The following is a 13,306-nucleotide window of genomic DNA, read 5'->3' on the forward strand; positions in this document are numbered from 1 at the left end:
GGCCATGGGGCGCTACGTCGTCCGGCGGCTGCTCCAGATGATCCCGGTCTTCGTCGGGGCCACGCTGCTGATCTTCCTCATGGTCAACGTGATGGGCGACCCCATCGCGGGACTGTGCGGGGAGCGGCGGTGCGACCCGGCGACGGCCGCCCGCCTGGAGCAGGAGTTCGGCCTCGACAAGCCGGTCTGGCAGCAATACCTGACGTACATGGGGAACGTCTTCACCGGCGACTTCGGCACGGCCTTCAACGGCCAGGAGGTCACCGAGCTGATGGCGACGGCGTTCCCCGTCACCGTCCGGCTCACCCTGATCGCGATCCTCTTCGAGATCGTCGTCGGCGTCACCCTCGGCGTGGTCACCGGGTTGCGCCGGGGCCGGCCGGTGGACACCGGGGTGCTGCTGCTGACCCTCGTCGTGATCTCCGTGCCCACCTTCGTCACCGGTCTGCTGCTCCAGCTGCTGCTCGGCGTGAAGTGGGGCTGGATCCGGCCCTCGGTGTCCTCCGAGGCGCCCTTCGGCGAGCTGATCCTGCCCGGCCTGGTGCTGGCGTCGGTCTCCCTCGCCTACGTCACCCGGCTGACCCGCACCTCCATCGCGGAGAACCGCCGCTCCGACTACGTCCGCACCGCGATCGCCAAGGGCCTGCCCCGGCGCCGGGTCGTCGTCCGCCACCTGCTGCGCAACTCCCTGATCCCCGTGGTCACCTTCATCGGCGCCGACATCGGCTTCCTGATGGGCGGGGCGATCGTCACCGAGCGGATCTTCAACATCCACGGCGTCGGCTACCAGCTCTACCAGGGCATCCTGCGGCAGAACACGCAGACGGTGGTCGGCTTCGTCACCGTCCTGGTACTGGTCTTCCTCGTCGCCAACCTCGTCGTCGACCTCCTGTACGCCGTACTCGACCCGAGGATCCGCTATGTCTGACCGTCATCACGAACGCGACCCCGCCATCGCGGGGACCGGCATGGGCGGCGCCATGGACCTGGGCGTCGACGAGGCCGAGAGCCTGGAGAAGCGGCCGGCCGGACCGGACGGCGCCGGGCCGGAGGAACGGCCCCGCTCCCTGTGGTCCGACGCCTGGCGGGACCTGCGCCGCAACCCCGTGTTCCTCGTCTCCGCGCTGGTCATCCTGTTCCTGGTCCTCATCTCCCTGTGGCCGTCGGCGATCACCTCCGGTTCCCCGCTCACGTGCGACCTGTCCAAGGCGCAGGAGGGCTCGCAGCCCGGCCACCCCTTCGGCTTCGACGGGCAGGGCTGCGACGTCTACACCCGCACCGTGTACGGCGCCCGCACCTCCGTCGCGGTCGGGGTGCTCGCCACCCTCGGGGTCGCCGTCCTCGGCAGCGTGCTGGGCGCGCTCGCCGGGTACTTCGGCGGCGTCTCCGACGCGATCCTGTCCCGGATCACCGACGTCTTCTTCGCCATCCCGGTCGTCCTCGGCGGTCTGGTGCTGCTCTCCGTCATCACCAGCAACACCGTCTGGCCGGTCATCGGCTTCATCGTGCTGCTCGGCTGGCCGCAGATCTCCCGCATCGCCCGCGGCGCCGTGATCACCGCCAAACAGAACGACTACGTGCAGGCCGCGCGGGCGCTCGGCGCCTCCCACTCCCGGCTGCTGCTGCGCCACATCGCGCCCAACGCGGTCGCCCCGGTCATCGTCGTCGCGACCATCGCGCTGGGCACGTACATCGCGCTGGAGGCGACCCTGTCGTACCTCGGTGTCGGGCTGAAGCCGCCCAGCGTCTCCTGGGGCATCGACATCTCCGCGGCCTCGCCCTACATCCGCAACGCCCCGCACGCGCTGCTGTGGCCCTCGGGGGCGCTGGCGATCACGGTGCTGGCGTTCATCATGCTCGGCGACGCGGTGCGCGACGCCCTCGACCCGAAGCTGAGGTGAGCCGCGGTGCTGCTGGAAGTGCGCGACCTGCACGTGGAGTTCCGCACCCGGGACGGGGTGGCGAAGGCGGTCAACGGGGTCACCTACGGCGTGGACGCGGGGGAGACCCTGGCCGTGCTGGGCGAGTCCGGCTCCGGCAAGTCGGTGACCGCGCAGGCGGTCATGGGCATCCTCGACACCCCGCCCGGCCGGATCACCGGCGGCGAGGTGGTCTTCCAGGGCCGGGACCTGCTGACGCTCAAGGAGGAGGAGCGGCGGCGGATCCGGGGCGCCGAGATGGCGATGATCTTCCAGGACGCGCTGTCCGCCCTGAACCCCGTGCTCACCGTCGGCGACCAGCTCGCGGAGATGTTCACCGTGCACCGGGGCGTGTCCCGCAAGGACGCGCGGGCCAAGGCGGTCGAGCTGATGGACCGGGTGCGCATCCCGGCCGCGCGGGAGCGGGTGCGGCAGTACCCGCACCAGTTCTCCGGCGGCATGCGCCAGCGCATCATGATCGCGATGGCGATCGCCCTGGAACCTGCCCTGATCATCGCCGACGAGCCGACCACCGCCCTCGACGTCACCGTCCAGGCCCAGGTGATGGAGCTGCTCGCGGACCTCCAGCGGGAGTACCGGATGGGGCTCGTCCTCATCACCCACGACCTGGGCGTGGTCGCCGACGTCGCCGACCGCATCGCGGTGATGTACGCGGGACGGATCGTGGAGTCGGCGCCGGTGCACGACATCTACAAGGCCCCGGCCCACCCGTACACCCGCGGTCTGCTGGACTCCATCCCGCGCCTGGACCACAAGGGCCGGGAGCTGTACGCCATCAAGGGCCTGCCGCCCAGCCTCACCCGCATCCCGCCGGGCTGTCCCTTCCACCCGCGCTGCCCGCTGGCCCGGGACGTCTGCACGACCGACGACCCGCCGCTGTACGAGGTCTCCGGCACGCGCGGGAGCGCCTGCCACTTCTGGAGGGAGTGCCTGGATGGCTGAGCCGATCCTGGAGGTCAGCGGCCTGGTCAAGCACTACCCGCTGACCCGGGGCGTCGTCTTCCGCACACAGGTCGGCGCCGTGAAGGCGGTCGACGGCGTGGACTTCCGCCTGGACCGGGGCGAGACGCTGGGCATCGTGGGGGAGTCCGGCTGCGGCAAGTCGACGGTCGCCAAGACGCTGGTCAACCTGGAGCGGCCGACGGCCGGTTCGATCCGCTACAAGGGCGAGGACATCACCCGGCTGTCCGGCAAGGCGCTCAAGGCGGTGCGCCGCAACATCCAGATGGTCTTCCAGGACCCGTACACCTCGCTCAACCCCCGCATGACGGTGGGCGACATCATCGGGGAGCCGTACGACATCCACCCCGAGGTGGCGCCGAAGGGGGACCGGCGGCGCCGGGTGCAGGACCTGCTGGACGTGGTGGGCCTGAACCCGGAGTACATCAACCGCTATCCGCACCAGTTCTCCGGCGGCCAGCGGCAGCGCATCGGCATCGCGCGGGGCCTCGCGCTGCGCCCCGAGGTGATCGTCGCGGACGAGCCGGTGTCCGCGCTGGACGTGTCGGTGCAGGCCCAGGTCATCAACCTGATGGACCGGCTGCAGAGCGAGTTCGACCTGTCCTACGTCTTCATCGCGCACGACCTGTCGATCGTGCGGCACATCTCCGACCGGGTCGGGGTGATGTACCTCGGCCGGATCGTGGAGACCGGCACGGACACCGAGATCTACGACCACCCCACGCACCCGTACACGCAGGCGCTGCTGTCCGCGGTGCCGGTGCCGGACCCCCGGGCACGGGAGCACCGGGAGCGGATCGTGCTGAGCGGGGACGTGCCGTCGCCGACGAACATCCCGTCCGGCTGCCGCTTCCGCACCCGCTGCTGGAAGGCGCGGGAGCGGTGCGCGGTGGAGGTTCCGGCGCTGGCGGTGCCGCCCTGGTTCGCGGAGACCGGAGGCCCGGCCGCGCACGACTCGGCGTGCCACTTCGCGGAGGAGAAGCACGTGGTGCCGGTGGAGGAGCGGGGCGAGGGCCCCGGCTGACGGGGCGCCGGCGGCGACAGCGGGTGACGGGCCGGGGCGACATGGCGCACCCCGGCCCGCTCACGGCACCCGCACGGCCGTACGCCGACCAGTCTCCCCGGCCCGTGTGGCGGCGCCGTTTCCGCGGTGTTGCCCCGGTGTCAACGCGTGGCGGGTGCGTCCGGGAGGGACAGGGCGCGCTTGAGGAAGCCGAGCTGGAGACGGAGCAGGTTCTCGGCGACCTCCTCCTGCGGCGTCATGTGCGTGACGCCGGACAGCGGCAGCACCTCGTGCGGGCGGCCGGCCGCCAGCAGGGCGGAGGACAGCCGCAGCGAGTGGGCGACGACCACGTTGTTGTCCGCCAGCCCGTGAATGATCATCATGGGCCGGTGCGGCTCTGCCGCGTCGACCAGGCCGGCGTCGTCGACCAGCGAGTTGCGGCGGTAGAGCTCCGGCCGCTCGTCCGGGTGCCCCACGTAGCGCTCCTGGTAGTGGGTGTCGTACAGGCGCAGGTCGGTGACCGGGGCGCCCACCACGGCCGCGTGGAACACGTCGGGGCGGCGCAGCGCCGCGAGGGCCGCCAGGTAGCCGCCGAAGGACCAGCCGCGGATCGCGACCCGGTCCAGGTCGAGCGGGAAGTCCCCGGCCAGCGCCTGGAGCGCGTCGACCTGGTCCTGGAGGACGACGGCCGCGATGTCGTCCTTGACGGACTTCTCCCAGGCGGGGGAGCGGCCGGGGGTGCCGCGGCCGTCGGCGACGACCACGGCGAAGCCCTGGTCGGCGAACCACTGCGAGGCCAGGTACGGATTGTGGGCGGCCGTCACCCGCTGGCCGTGCGGGCCACCGTAGGGGTCCATGAGCACCGGCAGAGGGGTGTCACCGGCGTAGTCCCGAGGCATAAGCACGGCGCACGGAATACGGCGTGCGCCCCCCTGTGTCAGCGTCACCCGGGGGGACAAACCGGGGTCTTCGGCGTACGAGGGGACAGCCGCCGTCTGTTTCCCGTCACGGAGCACCCGCACGCGCGAACCTGGCCGATCCAGGGTCGCCGAGACGAGTACCGTGACCCCTCCGGAGCGCACCGCGGTGTGCACGCCGGGCTCCTCCGAGACCCGCTCCACGCCCAGTTCGTTCACCCGGTGGACGTGCACCTCGCCGATCTCCGGGTCGGCCGCCTCCGCGCCCGCCGACGCCGAGACCAGCACGTCGTCGTCCGAGACGTCGAGGACCGCACGGATGTGCAACTGCGGTCCGGTGAGCGGCCGTTCCCCCACGACGAGGCGCCGGGCGCCCCCTTCGTCGGCGATCCGGACGAGCTGTCCCGAGGGGCTCCAGCACGGCACGCCGGGGAAAAGTTCCAGCCAATCCGGGTCCTCGTCGGCGTGCACCATCCGGGTCGCCCCGGTGTCCGGGTCGACGGCCAGGATCAGTTGCGCCCGCTGGTCGCGCGCCTGGACGAGCAGCAGGGGGGCACCCGCCGCTGACCAGTGCACTCGTGCCAGATACGGGTAGCGCGCCCGGTCCCAGGAGACCTCCGTGCGCGCCCCTGCGAGGTCCACGACGAACAACCGTACGTCCGCGTTCGGGGTGCCGGCCGCCGGGTAGCGGACGTGACGCGGCTCACGTTCCGGGTGGGCGGGGTCGGAGATCCACCACCGCCGTACCGGCGTGTCGTCCACCCGCGCCACCAGCAGCCGGTCCGACTCCGGGGCCCACCAGAAGCCGCGCGAACGGTGCATCTCCTCGGCCGCGATGAACTCGGCCAATCCGTACGTGACGTCCTCCGCTTCGGGGGTGGTGAGCGCGCGGTCGTCCGCCCCCTCCGCCGAGACCACCCGCAACGCGCCCCGGGCGACGTACGCGACGTGCCGTCCGTCGGGTGACGGACGGGGGTCGATCACCGGTCCGGGGGTGGGCAGTTCGCGCGCCGTGCCGGCCCTCAGCTCCGCCGTGAAAAGCCGCCCTGACAAGGCGAAAGCCGCCAACTCGACGGCCGCGTCGGTGGCGTAGCCGACGATGCCGGCGCCTCCCTCACGGCTGCGTTCGCGCCGTGCGCGCTCCTCGGCGGAGAGCTGCTCGGAGGCGCCGTTCAGCAGAGCGCGCGGGTCGGCGGCCACGCGCTCCCCGCCCTCGTCCGCGTCGAGCACCCACAGGGCGTTGGCCCGGTCCGAACCGGAACTCGAGCGGAGGAACACGACACGTGAGCCGTCGGGCGCCACGCTGAACGAACGCGGCGCGCCGAGCGTGAAGCGGAGGGTGCGGGCGTGCCGCCGGGGGAAGGAGTCCGTCTCGGTCGTCATGCCCTGACCATATTGGCCATGCGCCCCCTTGTGCGGCTGTGCGCCGATCGATGCGCACGTACGGATAGTTATGATCGTTAGCGCATAGTGGGTATGAACCTGCTGCCCGCTGTGTGAATGTGCTGTGTGAACGTACTGCCCCCATATTCCTGACCCCCGCGCCCCTGGGATCCTTGGAGGTGAGCCGCCGTGGCACTCTCGATTTCGGCGGTGGTGCTGCTGGCGATCATCGTCTTCCTGCTGATCAAGAAGTCGGGACTGAAGGCAGGGCACGCGATCGTGTGCATGCTGCTCGGCTTCTACCTGGCCTCGTCGACGATCGCGCCCACGATCAACGAAGTCACCTCCAACATCGCGGGGATGATCGGCAGCCTCAGCTTCTGAGCGCGGCCGCCGTCGGCCTCTCGCGTGTTACCCGTCGGTAAGCGATGATGGGCGAGCCATCATCCACGCGCGCAGGGCGGAGCCGACGGTGACGACTTCCGAGGAACAGAGCCAGGGACGCGACGAGGCGCGGACCAGGGTCCACGTCTTCCGTGACGACGCCCTGCGCGACCTGGACGCGGTCGGCCTCGCCGCGGCGATCCGCCGGGGCGAGGTGAGCGCCGCCGAGGTCGCACGGGACGCGGCGGCCCGGGTCCGGGACGCCGACGCCCGGCTCGACGCCGTCCAGGTGCACCTCGACATCCCCGCCCACGCCCCGGCCGGCGGTGGCGCGTTCGCCGGGGTGCCGACCTTGGTGAAGGACAACACCGACGTCGCGGGTCTGCCCACGGGCCACGGCAGCGCCGCGTTCGTGCCCCGTCCGGCCCGGCGGCACGCCGCGTTCACCCGCCAGCTGCTGAGCACCGGCGTCACGGTGCTCGGCAAGACGCGGCTGCCCGAGTTCGGCTTCAGCCCCACCACGGAGTTCGAGGAGGGCCCGCCGGTCCGCAACCCCTGGCACACCGGCCACTCGGCGGGCGGCTCCTCCGGCGGCAGCGCCGCCCTGGTCGCCGCGGGCGCCGTACCGGTCGCGCACGCCAACGACGGCGGCGGCTCCATCCGCATCCCGGCCGCCGCCTGCGGACTCGTCGGCCTCAAGCCGACCCGCGGCCGGACCGTGCCGAACGCGCAGGGCCGCCGGCTCCCCATCGACATCGTCGTGGACGGCATCGTGAGCCGCACGGTCCGGGACAGCGCGGCGTTCCTCACGGCGGCCGAACTGCACCACCGCAACCCGAGGCTGCCCGCTGTCGGGCTGGTCGAGGGCCCGGCGAGCCGCCGGCTGCGGATCGGTCTGCTGGTGGACTCCCCGAACGGCGCCCGCACCGACGAGGACACCCGCGCGGCCGTCACGGAGACGGCCCGGCGGCTGGAGCGGCTGGGCCACACGGTGACCCCGGTGGAGCTGGCCGTCGACCCGCACTTCACCGAGGACTTCCTCACCTACTGGGGCATGCTGTCGTTCCTCATCGGCACCACGGGCCGGACCCTGGGCACGGACTTCGACCGCCGCCGCATGGACGGCCTCAGCCACGGCCTGCGCGCGACCTACGTCGCCAACTGGCGCCGTACGCCGGAGGTGTTGCGGCGGCTGAAGCGGACGCGGGAGGCGTACGCGGCGGCGTTCCGGGGCCTGGACGTCATCCTGTCCCCCGTCCTCGCCCACACCACCCCGCCGCTGGGCCACCTCAGCCCGTCCGTCCCGTACGCCACCCTGATCGAACGCATCCTCGCCTACGTGGCGTTCACCCCGGTCAACAATGTCGTCGGCACCCCGTCGATCTCCCTCCCGGCCGCGCACACGACCCCGGACGGCCTGCCCGTCGGCGTCATGTTCTCGGGCCGCCCGGGCGCGGAACGGACGCTGCTGGAGCTGGCGTTCGAGCTGGAGGCGGACCGGCCGTTCCGGCGGCTCCAGGACGACTGAGGGGGGGCGGGGAAGGTGTCGGCGAAACCGTGAGCATGTCGGCCCTCACTGTTCTCGGGGTGCTCACTTGAGCGCCTGGCTGACGTTTCCCTTCCCGGTGTTCACGGGGCCGAAGGGCTGATCGCCGTCGCCTGGGGCGGCGCACACGTCTGCGGTGGCGGGCGCCCGGCACCGGATCGGCGGGCGCCGTCACGGGCCGGTGCCCGTCGTGACGGCACGTCGGGGTAACGAAGTCATAACAGGGCGGGACGGGTCGGGCCTCGCCCACTCCTCACCGGTGATCCCTTCCCCGGAGAGAACTGGACCTCCCTGATGTCTCAGCACCGTGCGTCACACGGCAGGACCCGCGCGAAGACCGGCCGTTCCCATGCGAAGACCGGCACCCCGCGTATCCGGATCCTCGCGGCGTCCGGCGTCCTCCTCGCGCTGGGCGGAGCGGCCGCGCTGACGTGGCAGAGCGGCTCGGACACCACCGGCGCCGCGGCGTCCGGGAAGCCGCAGGGGCGGCAGTCCGCCGACGCCCGTGCCGTCGAGGCGAACGACACGCGCGTCGAGGCGATGCACGCGGAAGAGGGCGAGGCCGACGAGGCGGCCGAGCGGCGGATACGCGAGGAGGAACAGAAGGCCCGCGCGCACGCCGCGAAGGCGGCGCACGAGAACCAGCGGGAAGCCGAGCGCAAGAGCGAGGCCGCGGCGGAGGAGGCCCGTGAGAAGGCCGCCAGGACGAAGCAACGGCAGAAGGAGGCCGCGGACGCGGCCACCTCGGGCAGCGGCGGCTCCGCTTCCGGCAGCTCGGATTCCGGCGGATCAAACCCCGGAGGCTCCGCTTCCGGCGGTTCGCAGTCCGGCGGCTCGTCCTCCACCGGCATGTCCGCCGACGAGCGCCGGCTCATCTCCCTGCTCAACGAACGTCGCCGCGCCCTGGGGCTCCCGCCCGTCGCGGAGAGCGCCGGCCTGGCCGGCCAGGCCGAGGAGTGCTCCGCGCGCAACCTCCGGAACGGAAGCCTCACGCACTGCGGCCACGAGGTCCTCTTCATGGGCGGCAGCGGCAACACCCCCGAGGCGATGATCGAGGCATGGTTCAACAGTCCGGGCCACAAGACCGCGCTCACCTACGGGAGTTCGACCGAGGCGGGCGCGGCGATCGTCACCGACGGCGCCGGCCGGCTCGTCGCCGCCATCAACATCAACTACTGAGCGGCGTCCCGTCGACCGTCCCGCCCCGGCCCCCGGCGTCTTCCCCGGGCCGTCGCGCGACAGAGGGACGTTTCCGGTTCCTCCGGGACTCCTCCGGCGAGCGGATCCGCCGCTCCTGCGCGGACGCCCCGCTCGGCAGTGCGCCGGTGACGGTCGACACCGGCGTCGACGTCCCCCCGTGCGGCCGGCCGGGTCCGCCGGAAGCGCCCCGCGCCAAATAGGGTGGGGTCCATGACGGAACTGCCCGAGCGGCGTCTGATGCTGGTGCACGCGCACCCGGACGACGAGTCGATCAACAACGGCGCGACCATGGCGCGCTACGCGGCCGAGGGAGCCCACGTGACGCTGGTCACCTGCACCCTCGGTGAGCGCGGCGAGGTCATCCCGCCCGAGCTGCGGCACCTCGGCGGCGCGGCCCTCGGCGGACATCGGCTCGGTGAGCTGCGGGAGGCCATGGCGGCGCTCGGCGTCACGGACTTCCGGCTGCTCGGCGGGGCCGGGCGGTACTGCGACTCCGGGATGATGGGCCTGCCCGACAACGACGACCCGGCCTGCTTCTGGCGGGCCGACGTCGACCAGGCCGCCGGGCTGCTCGCCGAGGTGATCCTCGAGGTGCGGCCGCAGGTGCTGGTCACGTACGACGACAACGGCGGCTACGGGCACCCGGACCACATCCAGGCCCACCGCGTCGCCATGCGCGCCGTCGAGCTGGCCGCCGAGGGCGGGTGGGACGTGCCCAAGGTCTACTGGAACCGCGTGCCGCGCTCCGTGGCCGAGGAGGCCTTCGCCCGGCTGGAGCGCGACCTGCCCGCCCTGCCCTTCGACACGTCCGCCGCGGTGCGGGACGTCCCCGGCGTGGTGGACGACGCACGGATCACGACCGCCGTCGACGGCACCGCGTACGCCGGCGCGAAGGCCGCCGCGATGCGCGCCCACGCCACCCAGATCACCGTCGCCGACCAGCCGTACTTCGTGCTGTCCAACGAGCTCGCGCAGCCGCTGTTCACCACCGAGTACTACGAACTGGTGCGCGGCGAGCGGCCCGCGGGCCGGGAGGACGACCTGTTCGCCGGCGTCGGCACGGGGGAGGCGTCGTGAGCGGCGACCGCGTGCCCGCGTTGGCGCAGCCGCTGCGTCCGCCCTCCCCGGGACGCGCCGCGGCCCTGCTCGGACTGCTGGTGCTCGGCGCCGTGGTCGGCGTCGCCGGGGCGCTGGTCCAGCCCGCGTGGTTCCCCGGCGGGCTGCTGCTCGCCCTGGTCGGCGAGGCCGGACTGGTGCTCGGGGCGGCGCGGATGACCCGCGGCCGGTCGGGCGGGGTGGCCGTCGCCGCCGGCTGGATGATCACCGTCATCCTGCTGACGGCCAGCCGTCCGGAGGGTGACTTCCTGTTCGCCGCGGGAATCGGCTCCTACCTCTTCCTGATCGGAGGCATGGCCGTGGCTGTGATCTGCGCCACCATCGGGCCCGGGAAGCAACCGGACGGGGACCCCGCCCGACTTCGCAAGTGACGTACCGCTTCGCCGTGCCAAGGGCGTGACGGTCCGGTGCGGGTTTCCCCGACGGTACTGGGATACCGGCCGGATATGGCCAGTAAGGTGGTGCGCGCCGCCGAGCCTCCTTCGCACCCTCGGCCTCGCCCGAGCTGGGAGGACCCCCACCGTGAGGTCGTGACGGGCGGCGGAGCCAACCGGGAGAACCTGCCTTGAGTCGTGAAACTGACACCCCGTCCTCCGGGCCCGACGGGCGCGGCGGAGCCGCCTACCCGTCGGGCACCCCGCCCTACGGGATCCCGGCGATTCCGGACGAGGACACGGACGCGGGCCGTCCGGCCGCGCGGCCGGAGGACCGCAAGACCGAGACCACGCTGACGACCCGGATCCGGATCAACATCCCCGGATCGCGGCCCATTCCGCCGGTCGTCGTGCGCAAGCCCGTCACGGACGCGGAGAGCAAGAAGGGCGCCGGCGCCGCCGAGGCCGCCGCCGAGCCCGCTCCCGCCGCACCGCCCGCCGACCCGGTCGAGCCGCCCGCGCGGCCCGAGGCGGCCGAGAAGCCCGCCGCCGGGGAGAAGCCGGCCAGCGACTGGTTCGCGCCCCGCAAGCCCCCTGCCGCCAAGCCCGGTCAGACCGGCGGTGCGGCCGACGGCGCTGCCGCGCCCGGCACTTCCGGCGCGCCCTCCGGCACCGCTCCCGGTGTGCCGTCGGGCGGCCCGTCGAGCGGTCCGACGGGAGCCGCGCCGGGTGCGCCCAAGCCCCCGAACGGCGCGCGTCCCGGCGCCGGACGGCCCGGCGGCGTGGTCGGCTCCACGGGCGCGCCGGGCGGACCCCGCCCCGGCGGCCCGAAGGCGCCCGGACCCACCGGCGCGACCGGTGCGACCGGCGGACCCGTGGCCCCCGGTCACGGCGGCGGCACCGGCTCCTTCGACGTGACCGAGGCGCTGGCCGGCGCCCCCGGCGCCCCCGGCGCCCCCGGCGCCCCCGGCGCCCCCGGCGGCAACCGAGCCGACCGCGGCGGCGAACCGCGCCGCGACGACCTGCCGTACGCCGCGGACGACGCCGGGGGCGGCCCCCGGCGCGGCCCCGGAGGTCCCGGTGGCCCCGGAGGTCCCGGTGGCCGTGCCGGAGCCCGTCCGGGCGGCGGCGTGCCCGGCGCCGGGCGTCCCGGCGGCCCGAAGGCGCCCTCCGGCCCCACCGGCGGCCCCGTCACCGGCGACGGCCCGATGGCCCCGCCCGCCGGCGGCACGCCCTTCACGGAGGAGCGCACCGGCTCCCACGCGGTCCCCGGCGGCGGACTGAGCGACGACACCGCGATCCTCACCCCGCAGAAGCTCGCCGCGCCCGGCGACCCCGGCTACCCGCGCCACGACAACGTCCCCGGGAACACCGTGACCAGCGGCAGCCCCGTGGTCCCGCCCGGCGCCTCCTTCGACGCGCCCGGCACGGGCCCCGGCGCCCCTGGTCCGCGCCCCCTGCCCAAGCTGCCCGATCCGGTCGCCCCGGCCCCGGCGAGCTCCTCCAAGGCGCCGAAGAAGAAGGGCCGCAGCAAGCTCGTCCTGCTCGCCACCGGTGTCGTCCTCGTCGCCGGCGTCGCCTACGGCGCGGGTCTGCTGATGAACCGTTCCGATGTGCCCAAGGGCACCACGGTGCTCGGCGTCGAGATCGGCGGCGGCACCCGCGACGAGGCCGTGAAGAAGCTGGACGGCGCGCTCGACGGCCGGCTGGACAAACCGCTGAAGCTGTCGGTCGACGGCAGGACCGTCGAACTCCAGCCGGACAACGCCGGCTTGCAGGTCGACATCGACGCCACCGTCGGCAAGGCCGCCACCAGCGACTACAACCCGGTCAACGTGATCGGCTCGCTGTTCGGCCAGTCGCGCGTGGTCGAGCCGGAGATCCCGGTCGACCACGAGAAGCTGCAGGCCGCCCTGGAGGACGCCGCCGGGGGCGCCGGCACGGTCAAGGAGGGCTCGATCACCTTCGAGTCCGGCAAGGCCGTCCCGGTGTACCCGCAGGCGGGCAAGGGCGTCGACGTCGCCAAGGCCGCCGACGTGGTCGCCGAGGCGTACCGCACGCAGGTGGAGACGGGCGCCGCCGCCGCGGTGAACGTCCCCACGACGGCCCAGCAGCCGAAGGTCACCAAGGCCGAGGTCGACCGGATGATGAAGGAGTTCGCCGAGCCCGCGATGTCGGACCGGGTCACCGTGCAGACCGACCCGGCGCACTCGGTGCCGATGAGCCCCGAGAAGTCGCTGTGGAAGTTCCTGCGCGTCGAGGCGGTCAACGGCAAGCTCGTCGAGAAGCCCGACCTGAAGGCCCTGGAGGAGCTGTACGGCCAGGCCTTCGACGGCGTGCTCATCACCCGGGGCAACGGCGAGAAGACCCCCGTCACCCCGCAGGACGTCTACGGCGCCCTGCGCCAGGCGCTGGTCAGCACGACCGACCGCACGGCCGTCATCGAGACGGACCCGAGCTGACGCGACGGACGACGACGGCGG

At 73.4% G+C, this 13,306-nt stretch carries 11 protein-coding genes; 10 read left to right on the forward strand and 1 reads right to left on the reverse strand.

The window, feature by feature from the left end:
• The first annotated feature begins 4 nt into the window (after window positions 1–4).
• Genes ACWH4W_RS11210 through ACWH4W_RS11225 form a run of 4 tightly spaced genes read left to right on the forward strand, consistent with a single transcriptional unit; the run spans window position 5 to window position 3,924 of the window.
• Complete coding sequence (locus ACWH4W_RS11210; RefSeq protein ID WP_473075608.1) at window positions 5–928, forward strand: ABC transporter permease; 924 nt, start codon at window positions 5–7, stop codon at window positions 926–928.
• On the forward strand, window positions 921–1,901 hold the full coding sequence (locus ACWH4W_RS11215) for an ABC transporter permease (protein ID WP_473075609.1): 981 nt from the start codon (window positions 921–923) through the stop codon (window positions 1,899–1,901). The genes ACWH4W_RS11210 and ACWH4W_RS11215 overlap by 8 nt, the downstream gene beginning before the upstream one ends.
• Before the next feature lie 6 nt (window positions 1,902–1,907).
• Complete coding sequence (locus ACWH4W_RS11220) at window positions 1,908–2,882, forward strand: ABC transporter ATP-binding protein (RefSeq protein ID WP_473075610.1); 975 nt, start codon at window positions 1,908–1,910, stop codon at window positions 2,880–2,882.
• Window positions 2,875–3,924 (forward strand): ABC transporter ATP-binding protein, encoded by a 1,050-nt coding sequence (locus ACWH4W_RS11225; protein WP_473075611.1) that lies wholly within the window; start codon window positions 2,875–2,877, stop codon window positions 3,922–3,924. Before ACWH4W_RS11220 ends, ACWH4W_RS11225 begins: the two co-directional genes overlap by 8 nt.
• Window positions 3,925–4,064: 140 nt before the next feature.
• Here the strand turns inward: ACWH4W_RS11225 and ACWH4W_RS11230 are convergent, their stop codons facing one another.
• Window positions 4,065–6,203: a S9 family peptidase gene (locus ACWH4W_RS11230; RefSeq protein WP_473075612.1), complete on the reverse strand. Its 2,139-nt coding sequence runs from the start codon at window positions 6,201–6,203 to the stop codon at window positions 4,065–4,067.
• Window positions 6,204–6,392: 189 nt separating this feature from the next.
• Between ACWH4W_RS11230 and ACWH4W_RS11235 the strand changes: the two genes are divergently transcribed.
• From ACWH4W_RS11235 to ACWH4W_RS11260, 6 genes are all read left to right on the forward strand, one after another.
• The gene (locus tag ACWH4W_RS11235) at window positions 6,393–6,587 is read left to right on the forward strand and encodes a hypothetical protein (RefSeq protein WP_106412612.1); all 195 of its coding nucleotides are present in this window, start codon (window positions 6,393–6,395) and stop codon (window positions 6,585–6,587) included.
• Window positions 6,588–6,675: 88 nt separating this feature from the next.
• Window positions 6,676–8,115: an amidase gene (locus ACWH4W_RS11240; protein WP_473075613.1), complete on the forward strand. Its 1,440-nt coding sequence runs from the start codon at window positions 6,676–6,678 to the stop codon at window positions 8,113–8,115.
• Between the two features lie 312 nt (window positions 8,116–8,427).
• The gene (locus ACWH4W_RS11245; RefSeq protein ID WP_473075614.1) at window positions 8,428–9,312 is read left to right on the forward strand and encodes a CAP domain-containing protein; all 885 of its coding nucleotides are present in this window, start codon (window positions 8,428–8,430) and stop codon (window positions 9,310–9,312) included.
• A 231-nt stretch (window positions 9,313–9,543) separates the two neighbouring features.
• On the forward strand, window positions 9,544–10,410 hold the full coding sequence (gene mshB / locus ACWH4W_RS11250; RefSeq protein ID WP_473075615.1) for an N-acetyl-1-D-myo-inositol-2-amino-2-deoxy-alpha-D-glucopyranoside deacetylase: 867 nt from the start codon (window positions 9,544–9,546) through the stop codon (window positions 10,408–10,410).
• Window positions 10,407–10,820 (forward strand): DUF6113 family protein, encoded by a 414-nt coding sequence (locus ACWH4W_RS11255; protein WP_473075616.1) that lies wholly within the window; start codon window positions 10,407–10,409, stop codon window positions 10,818–10,820. The genes mshB and ACWH4W_RS11255 overlap by 4 nt, the downstream gene beginning before the upstream one ends.
• A 194-nt stretch (window positions 10,821–11,014) precedes the next feature.
• Window positions 11,015–13,285: a hypothetical protein gene (locus tag ACWH4W_RS11260; protein WP_473075617.1), complete on the forward strand. Its 2,271-nt coding sequence runs from the start codon at window positions 11,015–11,017 to the stop codon at window positions 13,283–13,285.
• Window positions 13,286–13,306 lie beyond the last annotated feature (21 nt).

The organism is Streptomyces sp. DSM 120436 (genome assembly GCF_055778765.1).

Excerpts from the sequence above, each read along its gene's own strand:
- ACWH4W_RS11230 (WP_473075612.1), bottom strand. The coding sequence starts at position 6,203 with ATGACGACCGAGACGGACTCCTTCCCCCGGCGGCACGCCCGCACCCTC.
- mshB (WP_473075615.1), top strand. The coding sequence starts at position 9,544 with ATGACGGAACTGCCCGAGCGGCGTCTGATGCTGGTGCACGCGCACCCG.
- ACWH4W_RS11245 (WP_473075614.1), top strand. The coding sequence starts at position 8,428 with ATGTCTCAGCACCGTGCGTCACACGGCAGGACCCGCGCGAAGACCGGC.
- ACWH4W_RS11215 (WP_473075609.1), top strand. The coding sequence starts at position 921 with ATGTCTGACCGTCATCACGAACGCGACCCCGCCATCGCGGGGACCGGC.
- ACWH4W_RS11210 (WP_473075608.1), top strand. The coding sequence starts at position 5 with ATGGGGCGCTACGTCGTCCGGCGGCTGCTCCAGATGATCCCGGTCTTC.
- ACWH4W_RS11225 (WP_473075611.1), top strand. The coding sequence starts at position 2,875 with ATGGCTGAGCCGATCCTGGAGGTCAGCGGCCTGGTCAAGCACTACCCG.